This window comes from Jiella flava (assembly GCF_017349315.1).
GTDB lineage: Bacteria > Pseudomonadota > Alphaproteobacteria > Rhizobiales > Rhizobiaceae > Jiella > Jiella flava.
Genome location: NZ_JAFMPP010000010.1, coordinates 120,021 through 145,259 on the forward strand (window position 1 = coordinate 120,021; position 25,239 = coordinate 145,259).

Sequence of the window (25,239 nt, forward strand, 5' to 3'; positions counted from 1 at the left end):
CAGGATCCGCCATGCGCTTTACCGGAACAAAGAGCTACGTCGCCGGCAAGGATCTGATGGTGGCCGTCAATGCCGCGATCACGCTTGAGCGCCCGCTGCTTGTCAAAGGCGAACCAGGAACCGGCAAGACCGAACTCGCCTTCCAGATCGCCGATGCGCTTGGCCTGCGGCTGATCCAATGGACGGTAAAATCAACGACAAGGGCCGCGCAGGGGCTTTACGAATATGACGCGGTCTCGCGGCTGCGCGACAGCCAGCTCGGCGACGAGCGGGTCTACGACATCAAGAACTACATCAAGCCCGGCAAGCTTTGGGACGCCTTTGCCTCGAGCGAACGGGTGGTGCTGTTGATCGACGAGATCGACAAGGCCGACATCGAGTTTCCCAACGACCTGTTGCAGGAGCTCGACAAGATGAGCTTCGACGTGGTCGAGACCGGCGAGACCATTGCCGCGATCCATCGGCCGATCGTCGTCATCACCTCGAACAACGAAAAGGAGCTGCCGGACGCCTTTCTGCGCCGCTGCTTCTTCCACTATATCCAGTTTCCCGATGTCGAAACGCTGCAGCAGATCGTCGACGTCCATCATCCCGGCATCAAGCAGGATCTGGTGCGCGCCGCCCTCACCCAATTCTACGAGATCCGCGAGCAGCCGGGGCTGAAGAAGAAGCCCTCGACCTCCGAGGCGCTCGACTGGATCCGCCTGCTGGTCGCCGAGGACGTCGAAGCCAAGGATCTGCGCGAGAGCCCAACCAAGGTTTTGCCGAAGCTGCATGGCGCATTGCTGAAGAATGAGCAGGACGTGCATCTGTTCGAGCGGTTGGCGTTTTTGGCGCGCCGGGGGTAATCGGCGGCAAGGAACGCGATTTCGTTCGACGCGGCAAGAATGATGATCGACGCCCGTGGCGAGCTCGCTTCCTCGCCTCACCGTTCGGAGTCGGCGCGCCCGACATGAATGTGCGTTGGCGCGACCGATCTTGGGAACGGATTTTGCTGTCATTGTCGGTCTTGCGCATGCGAACGGCCCCAACCGTTCAGCTTTTCGTCAATTCTTAACCATCTTGCCGAATTCTCTGATATCCGTGCCAATTTCGCACTCCACATTAACGCTTCAACGCGAAAATCGCAGACTCGAAAACCTGTCTCCGTACACGCTCACCGAGTTCTGCAATGCTCCTTCCGAAATCGGCGAAAGCGCTTCGAACGGCCCCGTTCCTCATGCTCGTGGCCAGCCTGTCGGGCTGCGCATCGGGTTCGCTGTTCAGCCGGCCGATGACCGCGCATGAATGCATGACGCGCGTGATGTATTTCGAATCCAACCGCTCGAGCCCGGTCGGGATGCTCGCCGTCGGCACCGTGGTGATGAACCGCGTCGAGAGCCAGCACTTTCCGGACACGGTCTGTGGCGTGGTCGCCCAGCCCAACCAGTTTGCCCCCGGCGTGACCACCCGGCGGATGGGCCGGGGGAGCCAGCTTGCGTCCGAAATGGCGACCAAGGTGCTGAATGGTGGGCGCCACCGCTATGTCGGCAAGGCGCTCTATTTCCATACCGCCGGCATGACCTTCCCCTACACCAACATGCATTATCTCGTCGAAGCCGGCGGCAACGTCTTTTACGACAAACGCAAGAACGCCCGGAGCCGGAGCGATCCGCCCTTCGTCAATCCGCAAGGGTTGGAGGCTGCGAACCGTGCCGCCAACGTCATGCTGACGGGCTATCAGACCGCACCCGCGAGCCAGCGGATAGCACCGCAACCTCAGCCAGAATATCAGCCGCGACGGATCGAGCAGCCCGCCGCCGTGCCGCTGCCGGAAGCGCCGCCGGAGGCCACCTATGCGGACAACCGCCCGGTTCCGCGCTCGGCCGGCAGCGCGATGCTGCAACCGGTCGATATCGACGATCTGATCCGCGCCAACGGCGGCTATTGAGTCTGCAAGACGGCCGCACTTTGCGCATCTCGTCGGGCCAAGAGGCAGAGCCGGCCGGGGTCAATCCGCATCCCTTTGTCAGGCGAACAGCCGTAAATTCTGCCCTGTCCGCTCGCCAAAACTCGCCGCGACGTGCTCGGCCAACGCCTCGGCGACAGGGCCCGCGCCGTCCCGGGTGAGCATGTCCACCCTGTAAGTGCCAATCGGCGGAAGACCGCCCACGCCATCGAGCCGCACAAGCCGTGGCGACAGCACGCTGGTCGGAAGGGCCGCGACCGCAAGATCGGCCTCGACAGCGGCAATCTGCGCCTGACACTGACCGCTGGAATATGCGATGCGGTAGTCGAGCCCGGCCTGTTGGAGCGCCGAAAGTGCCAGGGACCGCCAGAAGCAGCCATGCTCCGCCACGGCCAATGGCAGGGGATCGTGCATCGCCGCGCAGCCATTCTTCATTCCAACCCAGACCAGCATCTCGGTATGCACGGGACGCACCGGCAGACCGAAGCCGTTCTCACAGGTAAACAACACGACATCGAGGTCTCCGGCAAGGCAGCGACGGCGCAGCTCGTCGCTGGTGTCGAGCCGCACCTCGACCTCGACCTGAGGATGGGTCGAGGCGAAGCGTTTCAGAATTTCCGGGATCGCGAAGATGCCGGAATCATCCGGCGCGCCAAACCGCACTCGCCCCTCCATCACCGGCCGGCGGAAATGCTCAAGCGCCTCGTCGTTCAGCCGCAAAAGTTTGCGGGCGAAGCCAAGCAGGCATTCACCATCGATCGTCAGCTCCACCGAGCGCGTCTCGCGGCGAAACAGCGGGCGGCCGACCAAATCTTCCAGCTTCTTGACCTGCAGGCTCACCGCCGAGGGCGAACGAAACACCCGCTCTGCCGCGCGGGTGAAATTGCCGGTTTCGCAGATGGCCACGAAGGTCCGCAGAAGATCGACGTCGAGATTGGCGACGACCGGTGCCAGTTGATTCATCGACGACTCCATCAGGTCAATGACGAATACTCATAGATCAGTTTAAACCTTTTCGTTCGACTCATCAATCATCTCCCGGCAGATTACCCCCGCACCACCAAAGGAGAACGCCATGCTGGGTTGGGTCTATGCGCCTCGGATCGAAGACACCGCAGCTGTGCACCACGAAACCGGTTTCAGCTGGCTCTGGTCCTGGACAGCCAAACGGCGCCGACAAAGGCTGCGGCGCAATGCCATGGCGACGCTGCTGCGGGTCGATGCCGACACGCTGCGCGACATCACCGGACTCGAACGTTTGCAGGTCGAAGCAGCGGCGCGGCTGCCCCTGAGCATCGACGCTCTCGACCGTCTGCAACAGATGCAGCGCGCGGACAGCATCACCGCAGCCTCGCGCGCTGTGCGTCAGTGAAAACGCACACAACCAAACGACCACTTCAGCGAAAGACGAAGACGCTTCGATATCAAAACACGTCCGCTGAAAGATCGGCTTCTTTGGTTTTGATGCGGAGAAGAAAGCACATGATAACCTTGAAATAAAATATCTTTCCCGCGTTACATCGATCTGCGCGGGGAGACGTTTAAGCCCAGCGAAAACCGATCGGGTTGGTCGAAAAAGAGAACCTCTCCTTCATTTCCAAATATGAATTTCAGCTGAAAGACAGAACCGACGGCACAACGCGCCACTCGGTTAAATTCTTCAACAGTTACACAACTTTTTATAATATCAATTTATTCAAAAATCAACAAAAAAGAAAGAAAAACGTATGTTTCAGTGTGAATTAATATTCTTAGATAATATATTAACTCATTTGTCCATTTCAACAAAATTAACATTTAACGTGCTACGAAAAGTCCCGAACGATAGCACGCCGTGACTGAATCACTTGGTTTTTATCGCGAAATGAAAGGAGTGACGCTGCGATGGGACCCAGGACCACAGCGTCAGGGGCCACGCAGGACCGCACGAGTAAGCGATCAACCAATTTGGGTATGGAGGAGACGAATGTTTGGCATGAATGGCAGATCTGGATCGACATCCGCGGCAATCTTGGACGCGATCGACAAATCGCTCGCGATGATCGAGTTCAAGCCGGACGGCACCATCCTCTCGGCGAATAAGAATTTCTGTACCGCCTTGGGCTACGACGCCAGCGAGATCATCGGCAAACATCACTCGATATTCGTCGGAGCGGCCGAGGCCGGCTCAGCGCATTATCAAGAGTTTTGGGCCAAGCTCAGACGCGGCGAATTCGACGCCAGGCAGTATAAGCGCATCGGCAAGGGCGGCCGGGAGATCTGGATCGAGGCGACCTACAACCCCGTCTTCCATGGCCGCAAGGTCGTCAAGATCGTCAAGATTGCGACCGACATCACCAAGACCAAAAGCGTTGCGACCGAGAACGCCGGCAAACTCGACGCCATTTCGCGATCCCAGGCGGTTATCGAATTTTCGACCGACGGCACGATTCTGACCGCCAACGAGAATTTCTGCAAAGCGCTCGGCTACAGGCTGGATGAAATCCAGGGCCGCAAGCACGCCATGTTCGTCGATCCGGCCTATACCAAGAGCAGCGCCTATGAGCGCTTCTGGGCAACGCTCGGACGCGGCGAATTCGTCTCCGACGAATTCACCCGGATCAGCAAGAACGGTCAGAAAGTCTACATTCAGGCGACATACAATCCGATCTTCGACATGGACGGAAAAGTGACGAAAGTGGTCAAATTCGCCACGGACGTCAGCGGACGAGTGAGGGCCGTCAACACCATCGCCGAGGGGCTGGGCCGCTTGGCCGAGGGCAATGTCGCGCAGACGCTGGACGAACCGTTCACGGCCGATCTCGACAAGCTGCGGCTCGATTTCAATGCCTCCGTCGGGGTGCTACGCGAGACGCTGTCGGCCGTTGGCGACGCCGCCTCGGCGATTACGGCCGCGACCGAGGAGATCCGCGTCGCTTCGGACGACCTTGCCCGCCGAACCGAGCAACAGGCAGCGTCCGTCGAACAAACCTCGGCGGCGATCGGCGAGCTGACCGAAACCGTGCGCGATTCCGCCGATCGCGCCGAGAAGGCCGGAAGTCTTGTCGCCCGGACCAAGACGAATGCGGAATCCTCCGGAACGGTCGTCTCGCGCGCCGTCGCCGCCATGTCCGAGATCGAGGCTTCGTCCAACCAGATCTCCCGCATCATCGGCGTCATCGACGAAATCGCCTTCCAGACCAATCTCCTCGCCCTCAATGCCGGCGTCGAGGCAGCCCGCGCCGGTGAAGCCGGCAAGGGCTTCGCAGTAGTTGCCCAGGAAGTTCGCGCCCTCGCCCAGCGCTCGGCGGAAGCGGCCAAGGAAATCAAAGGGCTGATCCAGAAATCGACGTCGCAGGTCGACAAAGGCGTCGAACTGGTCGGCGAAACCGGCGCAGCCTTGCAGACGATCGTGGCCGAGGTCAGCGATATCGACGCCAACGTCCGCGCCATTGTCGAAGCGAGCCGCAACCAAGCCACGGGCCTTGCCGAAATCAACAAGGCCGTCGCTTCGATCGACGATGGCACGCAGCAGAATGCGACGATGGTCGAAGAAGCGACGGCCGCCTGCCACAACCTCGCCGGCCAGACCAAGGATCTCGACGCACTCTTGGCGAAATTCTCCACCGGCCGCAAACGTGTTTCCTCGACAAACAACAACGCAAAGTCACGGGCCAAGGCCGCCGCGTCCGCTCGTGAACTCCAGACGAGCGTGAAGACCGCCTTTGCCTCGAATGGCAGCGCCGCCCTCAAACAAGACACTTGGGAAGAATTTTGATGCTCGCCCAACGGCTCGACAGCACCGCTCATGATCTCGGCGAGGCCGCGATCGAAATCATCGCCTTCGAAATCGGGGGCCAGCGCTTCTGTGTCCGCACCACGGCCGTCCGCGAGATCCGAGGCTGGAGCAAGAGCACGCCCCTGCCCCAGGCACCGCGGGAAATCATGGGCATGATGAACCTGCGCGGCTCGATCATTCCGATCGTCAACATGGCCACCAAGCTAGGCATGCCGGCGTCGGAGCCGGACGGGCGCAGCGCGGTCATCGTTGCCGAGGTCCAGGACGCGGTCATCGGCCTGCTGGTCGACCGCGTCGCCGACATCCTGACGGTCGAGGCCAAAACCATCCAGCCCACCCCGGAAATGCGCGGCAGCTTCACCGGCGGCTATGTCACCGGGGTCATCGCCACTGGCGACGGAATGACCTGCTTCCTCGATCTAAACCGGATGTTCGCCGGCTTCTCGTTCGAGGAAGAGACCGCCGCCTAACGGCGCCACCGGCGAGAGACGGAACGAGCCCTGCGGCGCATGGCGCCGGAGTTGTCCCGGCGCAGCGCTTTGTCGTGCAGCGGATGCCGGGACGGGCTGAACAAGTCGGTTGGCGGGCCAAATTTCCCGTTCGTGAGATCGTAGCGGCAACGTGTCGCCAAAGGACCCTTGTCGAACGCGCAAGCCGTGACACCTATGGGCCTTCCGATGCCTCACGGATTCCCATGGTCGACTTTTTCTCGCAACATTCCGCGATCATCGGTCTGGTGATCATCAGCCTCGTCTTCGTCGCCTTCGCCCTCGAACGCTATCCACCCGAGGTGATCGCCTGCGCCGGCGCCGTGGCCTTTCTGCTGTGCGGCTATCTGACCGCCGACGAGATCCGCTCGGTCTTTTCCAACTCGGCGCCGATCACCATTGCGGCAATGTTCGTCCTCTCCGGCACGCTGATCCGCACCGGCGTGCTCGATGCAGCGGCCAGTTGGCTGATCACCCGCGTTGCCGACCGGCCGGCCATTACCCTCATCGCCATGGCCGCCGGGGTCATCTTCGCCTCCGCCTTCATCAACAATACACCGGTCGTCGTCGTGCTGATTCCGATCGCGGTCGAGATCGCCCGAACGCTGAAGCTGTCCGAGACCCAGCTGCTAATGCCGCTGTCGTTTCTAACGATCCTCGGCGGCACCTGCTCGATCATCGGCACCTCAACCAACCTCCTCGTCGACGGTGTCGCCCGCAGCCAGGGATTGGCGCCCTTCACCATCTTCGAGATCACGCCGGTGGGCATTGTCGCGGCGATGACGGGATTGGCCTATCTCGGCCTGATTGGCTGGCGCCTGCTGCCCCATCGCGACAGCGCCGGCGCCAAGCTGGCGAAAAATGAAGAGGACGACTATTTCACCGAGGTCGTCGTGCGCGACGGCGCCAGCGCCGTCGGCAAGCGCCTTGGCGAGGTCGGACGACTGTCCGGACGCGGCATCAAGCCGATCGCGATCCGGCGCGGCTCACAGACCTTTCGCCGCGACATCGACGCCATCGCCCTGCAGAAAGGCGATCGGATCGTGATCTTCGCGACGCCCGAAGAAATCTTGACGCTCCGGGCCAGCGATAGCTTCCGCATCGCTCGCACCCAGCCTGTGCGGACAAGCGACGAGCGGCTGGTGGTCGAAGCCACCGTCGCGCCGCATCGCCGCGGCATCGGTCGGCGGGTCTGGGAACTGACGGGCCTCTCGGGCTCCGGCGCGGCCGTCCTCGGCGTCAAGCGCCATCGCCATGTGCCGGGGCCGAGCCTGCAGGAAACCCGGCTGCGCCCGGCCGACCGACTGCTCCTCGAAGGCCCCGCCGATGCGATTGCGCAAATTTCCGAGGCGAACGACCTCGTCGGCGTCAATGTCAGTACGGCCCGACGCTTCCGGCGGGAAAAGGCGCCCTTGGCCATCCTTGCCCTGGTCGCGGTGATCGTCATCGCCGCGCTCGGCGTCACCAAGATCCAGACCGCCGCCTTCGTCGCCATCGCCGCCATCCTGCTTCTCAGGGTGATCGACGCGGACGAGGCCTGGCGCTCGATCCGCGGCGATCTCTTGATCCTGATTTTCGCGATGCTGGCCGTCGGTACCGGGATGGAAAAGGCCGGGACGGCGGCGATGATCGTCAACGCCGTGACACCGTTCATCGAGCATGCGCCCTATCTTGTCGTCTTGCTGGTGGTCTATGCGCTGTCGTCGCTGTTGACCGAAATCGTCACCAACAATGCCGTGGCGGTGATCGTCACGCCGATCGCCGTGGCGTTGGCGGCCAAGCTCGGCATCGATCCGCGCGGTCTCGTCGTCGCGGTGATGTTCGGCGCCTCGGCCTCGTTCGCAACGCCCATCGGCTACCAGACCAACACGCTGGTCTACGCCGCCGGCAACTACCGCTTCGTCGACTTCGTCAAAGTGGGCCTACCGATGAACATCATCGTCGGCATCACGACGACCGCCGCGATCTACATGTTCTATGCCGCGTAAGGTGACGCTGGCTTACAGCCTCACCCCGAAAATCGGAATCGATTTTCGGCAAAGCACGACGCGTCGATTCAAAGGGTGAGAGCGCCCATTCTGCGTCCGACCGGACGCAGGGCGCTCTAGACGAGCGGCTCAGCGCCGCGCCCGGCCCCGACCGGCCCGACTAAGGCGGATGGCCGACTGCGCCGCCGCCAGCCGTGCGATCGGCACGCGGAAAGGCGAACAGGACACGTAATCGAGGCCGGTTTCCTCGAAGAAGGCGATCGAATCCGGATCGCCCCCTTGCTCGCCGCAAACGCCGAGCGAAATATCCCCGCGCGTGCTGCGCGCCTTTTCACAGGCGACCGCGATCATCTCGCCGACCCCTTCGACGTCGACCGTCTGGAACGGATCGCGTTCGAGAATGCCCTGGCGCACATAGGTCGACAGGAAGTTCGCCGCGTCGTCACGGGAAATACCGTAGACAGTCTGGGTCAGATCATTGGTGCCGAATGAGAAGAACTCCGCGACCTCGGCAATGGTGTCGGCCCTGACGACGGCGCGCGGCAGTTCGATCATCGTGCCGACCAGATAGTCGATCCGATGGGCGCGCTCTTCCATGACCTGCGCCGCCACCGCGTCGATGCGCGCTTTGACGAAATCGAGTTCGCGCCGAAGGCTGACCAGCGGCACCATGATTTCCGGCACGACCGCCGCCCCGGCGCGTTCGCCGGCCTCGATCGCCGCTTCGAAGATCGCCCGCGCCTGCATCTCGGCGATTTCCGGATAGGAAATGGCGAGCCGGCAGCCGCGATGACCGAGCATCGGATTGAATTCCTCGAGCGCCGCGATGCGCTGGCGCACCACGGCCTCATCGACTCCGAGCGTGCCGGCGGTCTCGGCGATTTCACCGTCGCTCTTGGGCAGAAATTCGTGCAAGGGCGGATCGAGCAGCCGGATCGTCACCGGCAGGCCAGCCATGATCTCGAACAGCTCGATGAAGTCGGAGCGCTGGATCGGCAGCAGCTTGTCGAGCGCCCGCCGCCGGCCGATTTCGTCCGGCGCCAAAATCATCTCACGCATTGCCTGAATGCGGTCGCCCTCGAAGAACATGTGCTCGGTACGGCAAAGCCCGATGCCCTCAGCACCGAAGCTGCGGGCAGCGCGGGCCTCGTGCGGCGTTTCGGCGTTGGTGCGCACCCCCATGCGCCGGGCCGTATCGGCAAATTCCATCAGGATCGCGAAGTCACCCGACAAACTCGGCCGGATCAGCGCCACGGCGCCCTCGATCACCTCGCCGGACGAGCCGTCGATGGTAATCTGGTCGCCTTCTTTCAAGACCTTGTCGCCGGCATGCAAACGGCCCGTCTCCGGATTGATGCGCAGCGATCCGGCTCCGGTCACGCAAGGCTTGCCGATGCCGCGTGCCACGACCGCCGCGTGGCTGGTGGTACCGCCGCGAATGGTGACGACGCCATCGGCGACATGCATGCCGTGAATGTCTTCCGGATAGGTCTCGTTGCGCACCAGGATGACCGAGCGGTCCTCGTTCGCCAAGGCTTGCGCGCGCTCGGCGGTGAAGACGACCTCACCGGTCGCCGCCCCCGGCGAGGCGCCCATGCCGCGCGCCAGGACCGTCATCTCCCCGGCACGGTCAAGGGTCGGATGCAGGAGCAGATCGAGCGAGGCCGGATCAATCCGCAAAATTGCGTCCTGGGGCTCGATGATGCCGTCGCTGACAAGTTCGACCGCCACCCGCACCGCTTCGCCCGCCCCGCGCCGGGCCGGGCGTGACTGCATCAGGAACAGCGCGTCATCGCCCACCATGAATTCGACTTCGACCGCATCGCCGACATGGGCCTCGATCCGCCGCACATGATGGGCCAAATCGGCAAAGACCGCCGGAAACGGCGCTGCGCCACCAGCGACCAACTGGCCAAGGTCGATGGTCTCCGGGATATCGTCGAAGGCCTCGATCCGCCCGCCGAGCGCGAATTCGCCGGTCAGCCGCGCCTCACCGGTCGACAGATCCCGCGAGATCGCCCGGCCGCGGCCGGATTTATGGTCGCGCTCGTTGAAGATCATCGCGTGAACGGTGACAGCGAGGCCCGCGTTCTCCGGGATCGCGTGAAGCTTACGGTACGAGGCGGCCATCGGGCTGCGCCAGCTGACAAAGCTCGCACGGATCACCTCGAGAAGCTGCTGCAGCGGCGTCTGCGGAACCAGAACGCCCAGCTCGCGGTCAAGAAAATCGTGGTAGCGGCCGATCAGCATCCGCCATTCGAGAACGGTGCGCGGCTCGCCCGACCAGCCGACCCGTTCGCTTTCGAGGTCGCAGAGATCTTCGAATTCCGCAAGATCTGCATCGAAGACAAGCGCGGCAAAACTTTCGATGAAGCGGCGATAGCTGCGGTAGGCGAAGGCGGCGTCGTCGAGTTCGGCGGCGATGATGTCGACCGTCGCATCGTTGAGGCCGACATCGAGCACACTCTCGGCAAGCCCCGGCATCGGGGCGCCGGCGCTGGTCCGCACTGCCAAAAGCAGCGGCCGCTGGTCACCGCCGAAGCGCCGGCCGGTAACCGTTTCCAGCCATTCGATCGCCTCGCCAATATCGGTCTTCAAAATTTGAGGAAGGTCACCGGCCGCGCCCTTGGTTTCGCGCCAGGCATGGGTGCCGACGGTGAAGCCTGGCGGCACCGGGGCATCGAGCGAGGCAAGCAGCGCCAGATTCGCACCCTTGTGGCCAAGCGCCTGCACGGCGTCGGCCGTCTTTTCGGCGTCGCCCTGCCGAAAGGTAAAAATCCGCTTTGGCATCGCCTGCCGTACCGTTATTCGCACTGATCGAACGGCCGCATCCTGCGGCTCTCACCGGTCTAGACCAAAAACCATCGGCCGCCAATTGTTGCAATGCAATAAGCCTGAACGGCAGCAGCTGAACGCACCGCTTTCGGCAACGGTCGTCGCCGCCATGACGAAGAAAAGGGCCGGAATCCGAAGATCCCGGCCCTTGGCTTGAGCGCGATCGGCGTATCGATCACATATGGGCTTCAATAACGGCCGCCATTTCATTCGGCTCCAGCGCACCCGGATATTTGTCGCCGTTGACGAAGAAGGTGGGCGTCGCGTTCACGCCGAATTCCTTTTCGCCGCGCTGCTGAACGGCAATCACCTTTTTCTGCAGCTCTTTGTCGTTGAGGCAGGCCTTGAACTGATCCTCGGACATCCCGGCAAGCCGCGAGATCTTCAACAGCTCGGCCGAAGCCTGGTCGGAATAGGCCCATTGCGGCTGCTGGTCGAACAGCACGTCGACCATCGCCGTGCGCTTGGCCTCGTCGCCCTCACCGGCGCAGCGGGCGAGCATGAAGGCCGCCAGGGCGCGCGGATCGAACGGGAATTCGCGGATGATCAGCTTCGCCTTGCCGGTGTCGATGAACTCCTTCTTGATCGTCGGATAGGAGTTCTGATGGAAGTCGCGGCAGTGGCTGCAGGTCATCGAGGCGTATTCAACGATGGTGACCGGCGCGTCCTTTTTGCCGATGACGATGTCCGGCAGCGCGTCAGCCGCCATCAGCTTGGCAACGTCGACATGCCCCTGGGATTCCGGTGCCTTGACCGCGGCATCGGAGGAGCCGTCGGTCTTGGCCGTCGCGCCTTCGCTCGCCGTTGCCGGAGTGCCGGCCTGGCCCATGGGGGTGGCCTTGTCGGCGCTGCTCGCCTGAGCGATGAGCGTGGCATGATCCGCCGCGCGCGCACTCTGCCCGCCCATCGTGGCGACAAGCGCCATGCCGCTCACGGCAAGGGCGATCGCCGCCAGGCGCGAACGCATGAACGGGCGGTGCGAAAACTGAAGTTTCATGGACACACTTTCTCCTCAATGCCGATGCCGCTTTGCCGGCGGTGTATAAAACAATCGGGCGCATTTAAAGACGCTCGAGCCGAGTTTGGCGCCGTGCTGACGCCGTTGTGTTTGCCCGAGCGGCGACGCAGCGTTCATTCCTGCGATCGCTTGGCCGGCATCCGGCTGAGAGTGGAAGCGGCAAAAGCGGCCAGCGCCGCCTTCAGCTTGGGGTCTTCGATCCGCGCGACCATCTGCGAAATTCGCGCCTCATCGGCCGCGTTCAGCGACCGGGTGCGCGGCCGCAGATCGCGCTTGGCGACGGCAACGGGCTTTTGCACGAAGCGCAGCCGCGCGACGGCGTAAAAGCCGAAGAACGCGTTGACGCGGCCAAGAATTTCCGCGGTCTGATGCTGCAGACGCAGCGCCGCTCGAGGTTCGGCGGCGATCACCAGCGTCGCCGGTTCGAAGGGTTCGCCAGCCGCGCGATCGCGCGGCCATTGGAGCTTTTCCGGACGGGTGGTCTCGGCGAGCCGATCACCGACGATCCCGCTCCAGGCCGCGACGAGGCCGGTGGTCATGCCGGCCTTGCGCCGAAGGATCGGATCCATCAGCGCGCCGCTGAGTTCCGCCAGCGGCCGTGCGCCACGCGGATGCCGGCCGGCAGGCTTTCGCTCGTTCTCGTCCTGATCGCCCCGCGCCATGATCTCACGCCGCTCCAATCCGCTTGGGCGATGGCATAGCGCGACGCGGTCGTTCGCCGCAACCGCTTCCTCATTCGCGGCAGGCGGCAGCGCGCGGTTGCCAAGCCGACATCGGCATCCTACCAGCATCGGCACACGGGCCTCGGCCTGCTCCGACATGCCCAACCCTTTTGCCCGGAACCGCTCTGCCCGCCATGCCGACCATCGATCCGACGGCTTTTTCGACTGCGCTGCTTGCCTGGTACGACGATCATCATCGCGACCTGCCATGGCGGGTCTCGCCGCGCGATCGCGCGGCAGGCCGCAAGCCCGATCCCTACCGGGTCTGGCTGTCGGAAGTCATGCTGCAGCAGACCACGGTCGCGGCGGTCAAAGCCTATTTCGAAACCTTTACCCGGCGCTGGCCACAGATCGCCAATCTCGCCCAGGCGCCGGAGTCGGACGTACTCTCGGCTTGGGCGGGCCTTGGCTATTACGCCCGGGCGCGCAACCTGCATGCCTGCGCCCGGACGGTCCACGCCGCGTATGGCGATCGGTTTCCCGAAACAGCGGCCGCGCTCAAGGCGCTGCCGGGCGTCGGCGACTACACCTCGGCCGCGATCGCGGCGATCGCCTTTGACGAGCCCGCGGCGGTCGTCGATGGCAATGTCGAGCGGGTGATCACCCGGCTGATCGCGCTCGAAACACCCCTGCCCCGCGCCAAGCCCCAAATCCGTCACCAGGCGGAGCAGTTGACGCCGGATCATCGCCCCGGCGATTTCGCCCAGGCGATGATGGATCTCGGCGCCATGATCTGCACACCAAGACGACCCGCCTGCGGGATCTGTCCCGTCGACGTGTTCTGCACCGCGACGCGCACCGCAAAGGCCGAGCGTTTTCCGATCAAAGAGAAGAAGAAGCCCATCCCGGAGCGAAGCGGAGCGGCTTTCGTCGCCTTTCGCCGCGATGGCGCTGTGTTTCTGCGCCAGCGCCCCGGCTCCGGCATGCTCGGCGGCATGAGCGAGCCGCCGAGCACTGACTGGTCGGCCCGCACCGACGGCGCCACCGGCAGAGACGCCGCGCCATTTTCGGCCGATTGGCAGCAGGCCGGCACGATCGAGCACGGCTTCACCCATTTTCGCCTGACGCTGGAGGTCTGGCGCGCCGACGATGTCGCCGAGGCGGCGGTCGGCGGGCGCGTCGCGGGCTGGTGGTCCGGCCCCGATCAGATTGACGGGGAAGCCCTTCCAACTGTCATGAAAAAGGTTTTGAAGGCTGCGACAAGAGGCCGGAGCGAAGCCTCGCGCCGACGCAAAACCTAAACATCCCAAACGGAGCGCCCTATGGTCATCGACCGTCCGCAGCATGTCGTCTTCGACATTGGCCGCGTCCTCATCCACTACGACCCTCACATCCCGTTCCGCGCCATCATTCCCGACGACGAGGAGCGGGCCTTCTTTCTGCGCGAGGTCTGCTCCCATGATTGGAATGTCGAGCAGGATCGCGGCCGCAGCTGGGCGGACGCGGAAGCCGAGGCGATCGCCCGCCATCCCGATCGTGCCGACCAGATCCGCACCTTCCGGCAGCAATGGGTGCAGATGGTTCCCCACGCCTATGACGGCAGCGTCGCGATCATGCGCAGCCTGATTGCGGCCGGCATCGACGTGACCATGCTGACCAATTTCGCCAGTGATACCTTTCGCGAGGCCCGGGCGCTCTATCCCTTCCTCGACGAGCCGCGCGGCGTCACGGTGTCCGGCGAGATCCGGCAGATCAAGCCGGATCGGGCGATTTACGACATCCACGCCGAACGCTTCGGGCTGGATCCGGCCAAGACCCTTTTCATCGACGACACGGTTAAAAACGTCGATGGCGCCAAGGCCGCCGGCTGGCAGGCCGTGCATTTCACCTCACCGGACCAGCTCTACGCCGATCTTTGCGAGCGCGGCCTCAAGATCCCGCGTCCCTGATCGCGCGTTAGCGCCTCAGAACATGCAGCGGCAACCGGGCGGTGAGGCGCAAGCCGTCCGGCGCCCAGCGTCGATCGAGACGGCCTTCGAGCTGCTTCTCGACACAAAACGCGATCAACTGCGATCCGAACCCACTGTCGGTCGGCCTCTCGACGACGCCGGCGCAACCGAATTCCTGCCAGGAAAATTCCAGCGTCTCATCAACGAGCCGCCAACTCACCGCGAGCTTTCCTGCGGGCTGGGACAGCCCACCGTATTCGCTGGCATTGGTCGCCAGTTCGTGGATCAACAGGGCGAAATGGCTCGTGGTATTCACCCCGAGCCGCAAGGACGGGCCGGCCAGCGTGAACCGGCCCGGGCCGGCCCGGCAATAGGGCTCGACGAGGATTCGCAAAAGTTCGTCAAAGAAGATGTCCTCGTAATTCGGTTTGTCGCTCGTCATCGCCGGCCGGATCAGGTCGTGGGCCCGCGCGAGCGAAATCAGCCGCCCCTGCAGGGCGCGCGACATTTCCGCCGAGTCGCACGTCGAACGAGCGGTCATCGAGATCATGCCGCGCACGACCGCCAACAGGTTATTGATCTGATGATGCAGCTCGCGCACCATCATCTGCCGCGATGCAATCGCTTTTTGCCGATCGCTGACGTCCCGAAAGAAGATGGTCACCTCGTCACCACTCGGCGTGCCTCGCGCCTCGATCCAGCGATCGAGTTCGGCGCAATAAGCGAGCGCTTCCTGCGGCGTTCCAGTCTCAACGGTCTTGGCCAGCATGGCGGTGAATTCGCCGCTCTCCCCGGTCGGAAAACAATTGGCAAACAGCGCACCGAGCGGTCCCGAGGTGTGAGCGAGGATCTCGCCGGCGCGGCGATTGGCGTAGTTCACCCCCCCGTCACGATCGACGCTGACGACACCATCCGCAGTACTTTCGAGAACCAATGCGAGGCGGGCGCGGTTGGCATCGGCGACGCGTTGCAGTTGCTGACGACGCTTGGCCTCGATCCGCAGCTGAATCTCGCTCTCCATCCCTTTGGCGATCGTGCTCAAGGTTTCGAGGTCGCTCGCCGACCAATCCCGCGGTTCGCCTTCGATGGCGCAGAATGAGCCCAGCACGTGGCCGCTTTCGGCGGCGATCGGCACGCCGAGATAGGCGATCACCCCAAGATCGGAGATCGCCAGATTGCCGGCAACGAGCGGATGCACACGGGCGTCCTGAACCAACAGCACCTCGCCGGTTTCCACGACGTGTTTGCAGAAGGAGTGCGACAACGGTGTTTGACGGGTTTCGGAATACGGCTCGGGAAGCCCCGCCTGCGCCTTGAAGAACTGACGGTCCCGATCAACCAGGGAGAGCAGCGCGACCTTGGCGCCCAAGAGCGTCGTCGCAAGCGTCACGCCACGATCGAAGACGGCTTCGGTCGCACTGTAGAGGAGATCACATTCATTGAGGACGTCGAGCCTCTCGGGATCTCCAACTCGATGTCCGATGCTGGACATAGCAAGGGGACTCGCAACCGACTCTGACATGGACGCGAACTCTGAGCTGATTTGATGATTGTTTCCGATTTAAATTCTATTTTAAGATGTTATAATTGCTGAGCTGAAAGGATGCGACACCCAGCATGGTACTCCTGTGCCGTTTATGGGTGAAGCTTATCAAACTGCGCCGCATCTCCCTGGCCGATCGGACTGATCGGCCAGGGAGATTCGTATGTCTGATCTAGCAGCGAACCAGGCTCTAGCAAGCGCACGACCCAAGAGATTGCGAACCAAGGGAGCTCGAGCGAGATATTCATGTCTTCCCAAAGCCGAAAGACGCCGCCACCGGCTATCACACGCGTTGCAAGCGGATTGCCCGAGCTCGACACGGTCCTCGGGGGAGGTTTAATTCAGGGATCCTGCTATATCCTGCAGGGATCGCCTGGCACCGGGAAAACCATCTTGGCCAATCAAATTTGCTTTTCGCAGGCCAAGCACGGCAAAAAGTCATTATATTTGACGCTCTTGTCCGAGAGCTTTACGCAAATGTTCGGCTTTATGGGATCACTGGACTTCTTCGATATCACGAAAGTTCCCAAGCACATATATTACGTCAGTGCCTATCAAAATCTCCGAAGCGAGGGAACCGACGCGCTTCTCCGTCTCATCCTCCAGGAAATTCGCAAGCACCGTCCGGCAATTTTGGTGTTCGACGGCGCCATCGCCATCGAAGAGATGTTCACACCACCGAACCGCGAAAGCATGTTCCGCCGATTTGTCAACGAGCTCAGCGGCGTCGCGATCCAACATCAGGTGACGATCATCCTTGTGACCAATTCCGATCGCAACCCATCATCCCCTGAATATACAATGGTGGATGGCTGGATCGAATTGCTGGACGATCTGACGCGACATCACCCGAGCCGCAGCCTGATCGTCCACAAACACCGTGGTGGGCCGATGTTCCGCGGGCGGCACGAATACCGGATCACCAACCAAGGGATCACCCTCTTCCCGCGGATCGAATCCCTGCCCCAACTGCCAGAGCAGCTAAGTGCCTCAACGAACCGGCTGCGCAGCGGCGTCGAGGGGTTCGATCGGATGATGGGCGGCGGCATTCCCGAATATTCGGCGACGGCCGTGATTGGTCCAACGGGGAGTGGGAAGACCTCCATTGGCCTGCATTTTCTCGCCGACGCAACACCAGAGCAACCAGCGCTGTTCGTGGGATTTTACGAGGAGATCCCGCGCTTGTGCCGCCGCGCTGAGGCGATCGGTGTCGATCTGGAGAAAGGCGTCGCCTGCGGTGCCATCACCATGCGCCGGATCGCACCTGCCGACTATCTGCTCGATGAAATCGGGCACAATATTCTCAACGAGACCGCAAGCGTCAAAGCCAGAAAAATCGTTCTCGACGGACTGCACGAAACCTGCCGGCCACTCGCCGACGCCACGCGGCTGCGCATCTTTCTACGCTGCCTCAACGACCGCCTGCTCGCCCTGAAAGCGACGGTCCTTTACACCTACGAAGTCCCGCAACTGTTTTTTCCGGACGCGCTCAGACCCGGCCAGTTCTCGGGGCTGGTCGACAATACGCTTCTGTTGCATTACGCTCGTTCCGGTCATCGCGTGGAACGCAAAGCCACCATCCTCAAGGTGCGAGACAGCGACTTCGATCACACCGGCCGCACGTTCCGCATCACCGACAAAGGCCTGATTTTGGACGAGCCGATTGCGTCAAGGCCCGAAATCGCGACTGCGGATCCGCAATTGGGCGACCTGCAGGCTACCGCGAAAGGAAGCCAATGATGCCGCGCATCCTGGTGGTCGAAGACGAGGCGATGCTGTTGATGCTCGCCTCAATTGCCCTCGAAGACTACGGCTACGAAGTCTTGACCGCCGCCAATGGCATGAAGGGTCTCGAGGTCGCTCGATCCCAGCATATCGATTTGATCGTCACCGATTTCATGATGCCGGAAATGGACGGCATCGCCATGCTCGACGCCTTGCGCAGCGAGGGAAACATCTCCCCGGCGATCGTCACCACCGCCATTCCCGAATCCCAGTTGCCGCAAGCGGGCGACGAGCTGTTCAATCTCTATATATCGAAGCCGTACAACGAAGACGTTCTGGCCCAATCGATCGACGACATGCTGTCACTTCGCGACGGCGATTGAGCTCAGATCCTTGCGCGAAACACCGAAGCGTTTCCCAGCACGCCGTGCGTCCGCCAAGACGCACAGAAGACGCCCACTCTGATTGAGTAGACGCATTTTGAGTCTCCGCATCGGGCTTTGCCGAAAATCGATCCCGAATTTCGGGCCGATGCGGTAGTTGGACACGGCAAATTCCGGCACGAGCGGGTGGAGACACGCCAAGGATCGCGCGGCGTTCCTAAAGACATATGCCGCGCCACCATGGTAACACCAGGTTGCGAAACGTCGGATCGGGGAGGACGAAATGACGAGCCGCTATCGAGAGGTGTATGACGCCTGGCGCCGCGATCCCGAGGTGTGTTGGTTGGCCGCCGCAGCAGCCCTCGACTGGTCAAAGCCGCCGAGCCGGGCATTCGATGCCAATGCCGGTGTCTACGGCCGCTGGTTTCCGGATGGCGAGCTCAACATCTGCCACAATGCCGTCGACTGCCACGTGGCGGCCGGGCACGGCGAGCGCACCGCCATCGTCTACGATTCTCCCGTCACCGGCACCAAGAGCCGGATCAGCTACAAAGCGTTGCAACGCGAGGTGATGGCGCTGGCGTTGGCGATGCGCGGGTGCGGCGTCGAGACGGGCGACCGCGTCATCATCTACATGCCGATGATCCCACAGGCGATCGTCGGAATGTTGGCCTGTGCCAGGATCGGCGCGATCCATTCCGTCGTCTTCGGCGGATTTGCCGCCAAGGAACTGGCGGCCCGGATCGACGACGCGGCGCCGAAGCTAATTCTTTCGGCGAGCTGCGGGATCGAGCCCGCGCGCAAGGTCGACTACAAGCCCCTGCTCGACAAAGCGATCGCGCTTGCGGAGCACAAGCCGCAAGCGGTGATCGTCAAGCAGCGCCCCGAGGGCGGGGCGACGCTGGTAGACGGGCGCGATCACGACTGGGATATTCTGCGCGAGACGGCGCTGCAGGCCCTGGACGAGGGCGCTGAAAGCCCTTGTATTGCGGTTTGTTCCACCGACCCGCTCTACATCCTCTACACCTCCGGCACGACAGGGCAGCCGAAAGGCATCGTTCGCGATACCGGTGGGTATGCAGTTGCGCTGCACTGGTCCTTGAAGGCGATCTTCGACACCGATGCGGGCGAGACCTTTTTCTGCGCCTCCGACGTCGGCTGGGTCGTCGGCCACTCCTACATCGTCTACGCGCCACTCTTGCGCGGAGCGACGACGATCCTGTTTGAAGGCAAGCCGATCGGCACGCCGGATGCCGGCACCTATTGGCGCGTGGCCGCCGAGCACGGCGCCAAGGTGCTGTTCACCGCCCCGACGGCCATTCGCGGAATTCGCAAGGAAGATCCCGACGGCGAAATGGCCAAGCGTCACGACCTGTCGAAATTCGCGGCGCTGTTTTTGGCCGGCGAACGCGCCGATCCAGAAACCATCATCTGGGCCGAAAACACCTTGTCGAAGCCTGTCATCGACCATTGGTGGCAGACCGAATCCGGCTGGCCGATGGTCGCCAATCCGCTCGGCCTTGGGCTGTTGCCGGTCAAGCGCGGCAGCCCGACCGTGGCGATGCCCGGCTTCGACGTCACGGTGCTGGATCCGAACGGCCAGCCGGTCGGCCCGAACACCATGGGCGCGATCGCCGTCAAGCTGCCGCTGCCGCCCGGCGCGCTGCCGACCTTGTGGAACGCCGACGAGCGGTTTCGCCAGAGCTATCTGACGGAATTTCCCGGCTATTACGCAACGTCGGATGCCGGCTTTCTCGATGATGACGGCTATCTCTATGTCATGGGGCGCACCGACGACGTGATCAATGTGGCCGGCCACCGACTCTCGACCGGCGAGATGGAGGAAGCGGTCGGCGGCCACCCGGCGGTGGCTGAATGCGCCGTGATCGGCATGCACGACGCGGTCAAGGGCGAGGTTCCCTGCGGCTTCGTCGTGTTGAAGAAGGGCGAGACGATCGATCGGGCATCGATCGAGGCCGAGCTGGTGCGCACAGTGCGCGAGCAGATCGGGCCGGTCGCGGCTTTTCGCCAGGTTCTCGTGGTCGACCGTCTACCGAAGACCCGCTCCGGCAAGATCCTGCGGCGCACCATCAAGGCGATTGTCGACGGCAGCCCTTTCGAGATTCCGGCGACCATCGAAGACCCGGCAGCGCTGGACGAGATCCAGGCAATCGTCGCCGCGCGCTGACAGCCGTGGCCAAGCGGCCACGGCGAGTTGGCGCATTCGCCGTGGATGGTGTTCCGTTGGCGCCGGTTTCAGGCTAGCGCCCTGCGTCCGATCGGACGCAGAAAGGTCGCTCTGACCCTTTGAACCGACGCATCGTGCTTTGCCGAAAATCGATTCCGATTTTCGGGCCGATGCTGTAGAAGCCGGCGGACCCATTGTCTTGCGCCCTTCGGAGCCCCCTGATGAGCGATATGTCGACCAATCTTGATACCGGCGAAGCGCGCGCCCGGGTGCTGGCGGAGGCCCTGCCCTATATGCAGGCCTACGAAAACAAGACCGTCGTGGTAAAATATGGCGGCCACGCCATGGGCGACGCTACGCTCGGCCAGGCCTTCGCGCGCGATGTTGCGCTGCTCAAGCAGTCCGGCGTCAATCCCATCGTCGTCCATGGCGGCGGGCCGCAGATCGGCCGCATGCTCGCCCAGATGGGCATTGAATCCCGCTTCGAAGGCGGGCTGCGCGTCACCGACGAAGAGACGGTGAAAATCGTCGAGATGGTGCTCGCCGGGTCGATCAACAAGGAAATCGTCGCGCTGATCAATGCCGAGGGCGAATGGGCGATCGGCCTGTGCGGCAAGGACGGCAACATGGTCTTTGCCGAAAAGGCGCACAAGACCGTCGTCGATCCCGATTCCAACATCGAGCGGGTGCTCGATCTCGGCTATGTCGGCGAGCCGGTGGAGGTCGACCGCACGCTGCTCGATCTCCTCGCCCGGTCGGAGATGATTCCGGTGATCGCGCCGGTCGCTCCTGGCCGCGACGGTGCCACTTACAACATCAACGCCGACACCTTCGCGGGCGCCATCGCCGGCGCGCTGGAAGCCTCCCGCCTGTTGTTCCTCACCGACGTGCCCGGCGTTCTCGACAAATCCGGCGAGCTGATCAAGGAGCTGTCCGTCGCCGAGGCTCGCGGCCTGATCCGCGACGGCACCATTTCCGGCGGCATGATCCCCAAGGTCGAGACCTGCATCGAAGCGATCGAGCGCGGCGTCGAGGGCGTTGTCATCCTCAACGGCAAGACCAGGCACTCGGTGCTGCTCGAACTGTTGACCGAACACGGCGCCGGCACCTTGATCGTGAAATGAGCGCGACGGCCGCATTGGCGCTGGCCCGGTAAGGCAGGACTGCGTCAGCGGGATCGATGTCGGGCAGCATCGCGCGCCCTTTGAAAATCGCCGATCCTCTGGAGGCCCCCTCAGCGCCGCGGCAGCGCTTTTTCCACCAGCCGCACCCAGTAGCTCACCCCGTAGACCAGGGCCTCGTCGGCAAAGTCGTAGGTCGCCGTGTGCAGACCGGAGGAATCGCCATTGCCGAGAAAGACATAGGCGCCGGGCTTTTCCTCCAGCATGTAGGAGAAATCCTCGCCGGCAAGCAGCGGCGGTGCATCCGGGTCGACATTGCCGGCGCCCACTACCTCCATCGCCACCTCGGCGCAAAAGTCGCTTTCGACCTTGTCGTTGATCGTGATCGGATAGTTGCGGTCGTAGTCGACCGCCGCCGCCAGACCGTGCGCCGCCGCGATGCCCGCAGCGATCTCGCGCATGCGGGTCTCGGCGAGATCGCGCAGCGCCGGATCGAGCGAGCGAACCGTACCCGACACCTCGGCGGTCTCTGGAATGACGTTGTGGGCATAGCCGGCATGAAACTGGGTGACCGAGACGACGAGCGACTTCAACGGATCGGTGTTGCGCGCAACGATCGCCTGCAGCGCCTGAACAAGGGCGGCACCGGCCAGGATCGGATCGGCCGCGCGGTGCGGCATCGCGGCGTGACTGCCCTGCCCTTTCAGGGTGATGATAAACTCGTCGGTGGAGGCCATGATCGCCCCCGGGCGCATGCCGAAATGGCCGAGCGGCAGGCCGGGCAGATTGTGCATGCCATAGACTTGGTTGACCGGATAGCGCTCGAACAGGCCGTCCTCGATCATCGCCTTGCCGCCGGCGCCGCCCTCCTCCGCCGGCTGAAAGATCACCGCGACGGTACCGGAAAAGCCGCGCGTCTCGGCAAGACTCTTGGCCGCACCGAGCAGCATCGCCATGTGACCGTCATGGCCGCAGGCATGCATCATCCCCGGCCGCGTCGAGGCATAGGCCCGGCCGGTCTCCTCGACGATCGGCAATGCATCCATATCAGCGCGCAGCCCGATCATTGGCCCGCCTGGCCCGCTTTCGCCGTGGATCAGCCCGACGACACCGGTCTGCCCGACCCCGGTCTCGACCGCGTCGCAGCCGAATTCACGCAGCCGATCGGCGACGAAAGCCGCCGTATCTTCAACCGCATAGAGCAGTTCAGGCTGAGCATGAAGGGCCTGCCGCCAGGCTTCGATCTCTGGCCTTAGGGCGGCGATTCGGTTACTGACAGGCATGATCCGTTTCCGTTTGAGGCGGTGTTCGGCGACGACACGGGATGGCGCCGCGCCGCGAATCGGCGAGACGCGGCGGGACCATCGGCAGGGGGGGGAACCGCCTATTGCATTGCGACATGACGCGAACCGACCTGTCAACATGCTAGAATAGCGCGTGTCCGTATCGAGAACGACCATGAGCGGGAGATGGCGTTGGTAGAATTGCCTGGGTTGCAGCTTCGCATCAAAGCCGTTGGCGCCGCGCTGGGGATCGCGCTCGCTTCGGCCCTGCCTGCCGGAGCTGCCGCCCCCGTGGGTAAGGACGTTCCGGTCCCTGCGCCCAAACCAGAGGCCTTGTCGGCGCAACAACCATCCAAGCCCGCCGACGCTGCCGGCAAAAGCGACGCGCCAGCAGCCACCGATGGAACGCCGGCGCCCGCAGCCTCCCCCTTCGAGCATCCCTCGCCCTATCCGGTCTCGAGCATCGTCGTCGATCTGGCCACCGGCAAGGTGCTCTCGCACGAAAACGCCACCGTGCGTCGCTATCCGGCTTCGACCACCAAGCTGATGACCGCCTATGTCGCGCTCGAACAGCTGCGGGCCGGCAAAGTCGGGCTTGATTCGCCGGTCATCGTCACCAATCTCGCCGCCGCCCAGGCGCCGAGCAAGATGGGCTATCCGGCCGGCTCGGTGATCCGCCTCGACAACGCGCTGCACATGATGCTGGTGAAGTCGGCCAACGACATCGCCATGGCGATCGGCCAGATGCTCGCCGGCGGGTCGGAAGAGGACTTCGTCGCGATGATGGACGATGCCGCGGCCCGGCTCGGGATGAAGGACAGCCATTTCATCAATCCGAACGGTCTGCCCGGCGACGGACAATATGTCAGCGCCAAGGACATGGCTCTTCTGGCAATGGCGATCCGCCGCGACTTTCCGGCCTTTGCGAGCTATTTCGGCACGCCGGCGATCACCAATGGCCGGGCGCTGATCAAGAATGGCAATAAGCTTCTGGGCCATTTCGACGGCGCCGACGGCATGAAGACCGGCTATATCTGCGCAGCCGGCTTCAACCTCGTCTCCTCGGCGACCCGTAAGGGCCGCACGCTGATCGCCGTCGTCCTCGGCGCCAACGGCACCATCGCGCGCGAGCGACTTTCGGCCAAACTTCTCGAGGAAGGGTTCAAGACCGATCCCACCAAAATCAACCTGACGGTCACGGCGATGCCGATATCGGCCGGCCCCGCGCTCGACGTTTCGGACTATATCTGCTCGGCCAAGGGGCGCTCAGCGCGAGCGAGTGACCGGGTCGCGGTGCGCAACACGGAAAAGAACTCGGACCGCTTCTTCGATTCGCCCTATATGATCAAGAGCACCACCGCGCCGCCGGCGCTGAAGGTCAGCCTTGGCGGCGCCGCCGGCAACGACAAGGTTGCAGCGGGCGTGTCCATCATCGAGAGCTACGGCATTCCGCTGCCAACGCCGCGCCCCGATCTTGAGCCAGCGCCCCAGCCGACACCTGCGATCGGCGAAGGCGAGCCGGCACCGGCCCTGAGCGATACGCCGACGGCCGCGCCACCGGCCCCGAAGACCCTCGACGCAGAGACGTCACCGCCGCCCGCAGCTTTCTCGCCCGCAGCTCCCTCGCCTGTGACCGCGACGCCGGCGGCAAACGCGCCGCCGCAGCCCGACTTCTCCCCCGACGAGGAAGACGAGGACACAGGCCCCGCTCCGGCGGCGCCCGTGGCACCACACCCCCCGATGCAGACACCTTCGGCGCCCCCGGCGCCGGTCAACGCCTTTTCCGAACCGAAGAAAGGCGCGAGCATCCACTTTCCGCTCGGAGTTGAAAGCCCGCTGGCGACGAAGGGCCCGCGCCTCCACATCGGCGCCTTTCACCGCCAGAACGCACAATCCACGCGGCCCGGCGACGGCGAAAACCAGAGCGTAAATTAGAGCATGGTGCCGAAAAGTTGCATGACTTTTCGGGTCACATCATGCGGCAAAACAATGGCTTAGAGCGGAATGGCGATTCCAGTTTATCGCATTCCGCTCTAGAGCATCGGGCGTGAAGTCTGAATCCAGGGGTTCCGTTTTTTGCTGAAGTCTGATTCTGTGGTGCTGGAGGTGCGCCATGGGGAAAGCAGTTTCAGCAGATCTGCGGTTTCGGATCGTCCGAGGCATCGAGGCGGGCGGGTCGCGTCGCTCGATGGCGGCGCGGTTCGAAGTGGCGCCATCGACGGCGGTGCGGGTGCAGGCCCGCTATGCCGCAACGGGGTCGGTGGCACCGCTCAAGCAAGGCCGCCCGGCGGGATCGGGCAAGCTCGGCCCCTATCAAGACGCCATCATCG

Annotated in this window: 19 protein-coding genes and 1 pseudogene; 14 read left to right on the forward strand and 6 right to left on the reverse strand. The window is 63.1% G+C overall.

What is annotated here, in order from left to right; all coding sequences use genetic code 11:
• Positions 1-11: 11 nt before the first annotated feature.
• Positions 12-848: an AAA family ATPase gene (locus J1C48_RS12705; RefSeq protein WP_207258218.1), complete on the forward strand. Its 837-nt coding sequence runs from the start codon at positions 12-14 to the stop codon at positions 846-848.
• A 371-nt stretch (positions 849-1,219) separates the two neighbouring features.
• Positions 1,220-1,930, forward strand: a complete 711-nt coding sequence (locus J1C48_RS19265; protein WP_425523503.1) for a cell wall hydrolase — start codon at positions 1,220-1,222, stop codon at positions 1,928-1,930.
• 78 nt (positions 1,931-2,008) lie between these two features.
• On the opposite strand, the gene J1C48_RS12715 is transcribed toward J1C48_RS19265, so the two are convergent.
• Positions 2,009-2,911 carry a LysR substrate-binding domain-containing protein gene (locus J1C48_RS12715; RefSeq protein ID WP_207258219.1) on the reverse strand — a complete coding sequence of 301 codons (903 nt, stop codon included), beginning with the start codon at positions 2,909-2,911 and terminating at the stop codon, positions 2,009-2,011.
• Between the two features lie 112 nt (positions 2,912-3,023).
• Between J1C48_RS12715 and J1C48_RS12720 the strand changes: the two genes are divergently transcribed.
• The 4 genes from J1C48_RS12720 (at position 3,024) to J1C48_RS12735 (ending at position 8,202) form a co-directional block, all read left to right on the forward strand.
• Positions 3,024-3,320, forward strand: a complete 297-nt coding sequence (locus J1C48_RS12720; protein ID WP_207258220.1) for a hypothetical protein — start codon at positions 3,024-3,026, stop codon at positions 3,318-3,320.
• A gap of 603 nt (positions 3,321-3,923) precedes the next feature.
• On the forward strand, positions 3,924-5,705 hold the full coding sequence (locus J1C48_RS12725) for a methyl-accepting chemotaxis protein (protein ID WP_231081772.1): 1,782 nt from the start codon (positions 3,924-3,926) through the stop codon (positions 5,703-5,705).
• Positions 5,705-6,196 (forward strand): chemotaxis protein CheW, encoded by a 492-nt coding sequence (locus tag J1C48_RS12730; protein ID WP_207258222.1) that lies wholly within the window; start codon positions 5,705-5,707, stop codon positions 6,194-6,196. Before J1C48_RS12725 ends, J1C48_RS12730 begins: the two co-directional genes overlap by 1 nt.
• Before the next feature lie 224 nt (positions 6,197-6,420).
• On the forward strand, positions 6,421-8,202 hold the full coding sequence (locus J1C48_RS12735; protein ID WP_207258223.1) for an SLC13 family permease: 1,782 nt from the start codon (positions 6,421-6,423) through the stop codon (positions 8,200-8,202).
• 129 nt (positions 8,203-8,331) lie between these two features.
• Here the strand turns inward: J1C48_RS12735 and ppdK are convergent, their stop codons facing one another.
• The 3 genes from ppdK to J1C48_RS12750 all read right to left on the reverse strand — a co-directional run bounded on the left by ppdK (position 8,332) and on the right by J1C48_RS12750 (position 12,876).
• Entirely contained in the window at positions 8,332-10,992 is a 2,661-nt protein-coding gene (gene ppdK / locus J1C48_RS12740) for a pyruvate, phosphate dikinase (protein ID WP_207258224.1), read from the reverse strand.
• 220 nt (positions 10,993-11,212) lie between these two features.
• Positions 11,213-12,034, reverse strand: coding sequence for a DsbA family protein (locus J1C48_RS12745; RefSeq protein WP_231081773.1), 822 nt, complete (start codon positions 12,032-12,034; stop codon positions 11,213-11,215).
• 134 nt (positions 12,035-12,168) lie between these two features.
• Positions 12,169-12,876 carry a DUF721 domain-containing protein gene (locus tag J1C48_RS12750; RefSeq protein WP_343217700.1) on the reverse strand — a complete coding sequence of 236 codons (708 nt, stop codon included), beginning with the start codon at positions 12,874-12,876 and terminating at the stop codon, positions 12,169-12,171.
• Between the two features lie 35 nt (positions 12,877-12,911).
• Here J1C48_RS12750 and mutY point away from each other — a divergent pair, with 35 nt between their 5' ends.
• The gene (gene mutY, locus J1C48_RS12755; RefSeq protein ID WP_207258225.1) at positions 12,912-14,018 is read left to right on the forward strand and encodes an A/G-specific adenine glycosylase; all 1,107 of its coding nucleotides are present in this window, start codon (positions 12,912-12,914) and stop codon (positions 14,016-14,018) included.
• 21 nt (positions 14,019-14,039) lie between these two features.
• Entirely contained in the window at positions 14,040-14,666 is a 627-nt protein-coding gene (locus J1C48_RS12760) for an HAD family hydrolase (RefSeq protein WP_207258226.1), read from the forward strand.
• Positions 14,667-14,673: 7 nt separating this feature from the next.
• On the opposite strand, the gene J1C48_RS12765 is transcribed toward J1C48_RS12760, so the two are convergent.
• Complete coding sequence (locus tag J1C48_RS12765; protein WP_207258227.1) at positions 14,674-16,158, reverse strand: sensor histidine kinase; 1,485 nt, start codon at positions 16,156-16,158, stop codon at positions 14,674-14,676.
• 297 nt (positions 16,159-16,455) lie between these two features.
• Between J1C48_RS12765 and J1C48_RS12770 the strand changes: the two genes are divergently transcribed.
• From J1C48_RS12770 to argB, 4 genes are all read left to right on the forward strand, one after another.
• Positions 16,456-17,949, forward strand: coding sequence for an RAD55 family ATPase (locus tag J1C48_RS12770; RefSeq protein WP_207258228.1), 1,494 nt, complete (start codon positions 16,456-16,458; stop codon positions 17,947-17,949).
• Positions 17,946-18,317, forward strand: a complete 372-nt coding sequence (locus tag J1C48_RS12775; RefSeq protein WP_207258229.1) for a response regulator — start codon at positions 17,946-17,948, stop codon at positions 18,315-18,317. The genes J1C48_RS12770 and J1C48_RS12775 overlap by 4 nt, the downstream gene beginning before the upstream one ends.
• Before the next feature lie 283 nt (positions 18,318-18,600).
• Entirely contained in the window at positions 18,601-20,505 is a 1,905-nt protein-coding gene (locus J1C48_RS12780) for an AMP-binding protein (protein ID WP_207258230.1), read from the forward strand.
• A 221-nt stretch (positions 20,506-20,726) separates the two neighbouring features.
• Positions 20,727-21,629 (forward strand): acetylglutamate kinase, encoded by a 903-nt coding sequence (gene argB / locus J1C48_RS12785; RefSeq protein ID WP_425523504.1) that lies wholly within the window; start codon positions 20,727-20,729, stop codon positions 21,627-21,629.
• 110 nt (positions 21,630-21,739) lie between these two features.
• On the opposite strand, the gene J1C48_RS12790 is transcribed toward argB, so the two are convergent.
• The gene (locus tag J1C48_RS12790) at positions 21,740-22,909 is read right to left on the reverse strand and encodes a M20 aminoacylase family protein (protein WP_207258231.1); all 1,170 of its coding nucleotides are present in this window, start codon (positions 22,907-22,909) and stop codon (positions 21,740-21,742) included.
• Positions 22,910-23,095: 186 nt separating this feature from the next.
• On the opposite strand from J1C48_RS12790, the gene J1C48_RS12795 reads away from it, so the two are divergent.
• Positions 23,096-24,844, forward strand: a complete 1,749-nt coding sequence (locus J1C48_RS12795; RefSeq protein ID WP_207258232.1) for a D-alanyl-D-alanine carboxypeptidase family protein — start codon at positions 23,096-23,098, stop codon at positions 24,842-24,844.
• A gap of 178 nt (positions 24,845-25,022) precedes the next feature.
• Positions 25,023-25,239, forward strand: a pseudogene (locus J1C48_RS12800) (IS630 family transposase); the annotation flags it as partial.

Coding starts and splice junctions, on each gene's coding strand:
- J1C48_RS12705 (WP_207258218.1), top strand. CDS start 12: ATGCGCTTTACCGGAACAAAGAGCTACGTCGCCGGCAAGGATCTGATG.
- J1C48_RS19265 (WP_425523503.1), top strand. CDS start 1,220: ATGCTCGTGGCCAGCCTGTCGGGCTGCGCATCGGGTTCGCTGTTCAGC.
- J1C48_RS12715 (WP_207258219.1), bottom strand. CDS start 2,911: ATGAATCAACTGGCACCGGTCGTCGCCAATCTCGACGTCGATCTTCTG.
- J1C48_RS12720 (WP_207258220.1), top strand. CDS start 3,024: ATGCTGGGTTGGGTCTATGCGCCTCGGATCGAAGACACCGCAGCTGTG.
- J1C48_RS12725 (WP_231081772.1), top strand. CDS start 3,924: ATGAATGGCAGATCTGGATCGACATCCGCGGCAATCTTGGACGCGATC.
- J1C48_RS12730 (WP_207258222.1), top strand. CDS start 5,705: ATGCTCGCCCAACGGCTCGACAGCACCGCTCATGATCTCGGCGAGGCC.
- J1C48_RS12735 (WP_207258223.1), top strand. CDS start 6,421: ATGGTCGACTTTTTCTCGCAACATTCCGCGATCATCGGTCTGGTGATC.
- ppdK (WP_207258224.1), bottom strand. CDS start 10,992: ATGCCAAAGCGGATTTTTACCTTTCGGCAGGGCGACGCCGAAAAGACG.
- J1C48_RS12745 (WP_231081773.1), bottom strand. CDS start 12,034: ATGAAACTTCAGTTTTCGCACCGCCCGTTCATGCGTTCGCGCCTGGCG.
- J1C48_RS12750 (WP_343217700.1), bottom strand. CDS start 12,876: ATGTCGGAGCAGGCCGAGGCCCGTGTGCCGATGCTGGTAGGATGCCGA.
- mutY (WP_207258225.1), top strand. CDS start 12,912: ATGCCGACCATCGATCCGACGGCTTTTTCGACTGCGCTGCTTGCCTGG.
- J1C48_RS12760 (WP_207258226.1), top strand. CDS start 14,040: ATGGTCATCGACCGTCCGCAGCATGTCGTCTTCGACATTGGCCGCGTC.
- J1C48_RS12765 (WP_207258227.1), bottom strand. CDS start 16,158: ATGTCCAGCATCGGACATCGAGTTGGAGATCCCGAGAGGCTCGACGTC.
- J1C48_RS12770 (WP_207258228.1), top strand. CDS start 16,456: ATGTCTTCCCAAAGCCGAAAGACGCCGCCACCGGCTATCACACGCGTT.
- J1C48_RS12775 (WP_207258229.1), top strand. CDS start 17,946: ATGATGCCGCGCATCCTGGTGGTCGAAGACGAGGCGATGCTGTTGATG.
- J1C48_RS12780 (WP_207258230.1), top strand. CDS start 18,601: ATGACGAGCCGCTATCGAGAGGTGTATGACGCCTGGCGCCGCGATCCC.
- argB (WP_425523504.1), top strand. CDS start 20,727: ATGAGCGATATGTCGACCAATCTTGATACCGGCGAAGCGCGCGCCCGG.
- J1C48_RS12790 (WP_207258231.1), bottom strand. CDS start 22,909: ATGCCTGTCAGTAACCGAATCGCCGCCCTAAGGCCAGAGATCGAAGCC.
- J1C48_RS12795 (WP_207258232.1), top strand. CDS start 23,096: ATGGCGTTGGTAGAATTGCCTGGGTTGCAGCTTCGCATCAAAGCCGTT.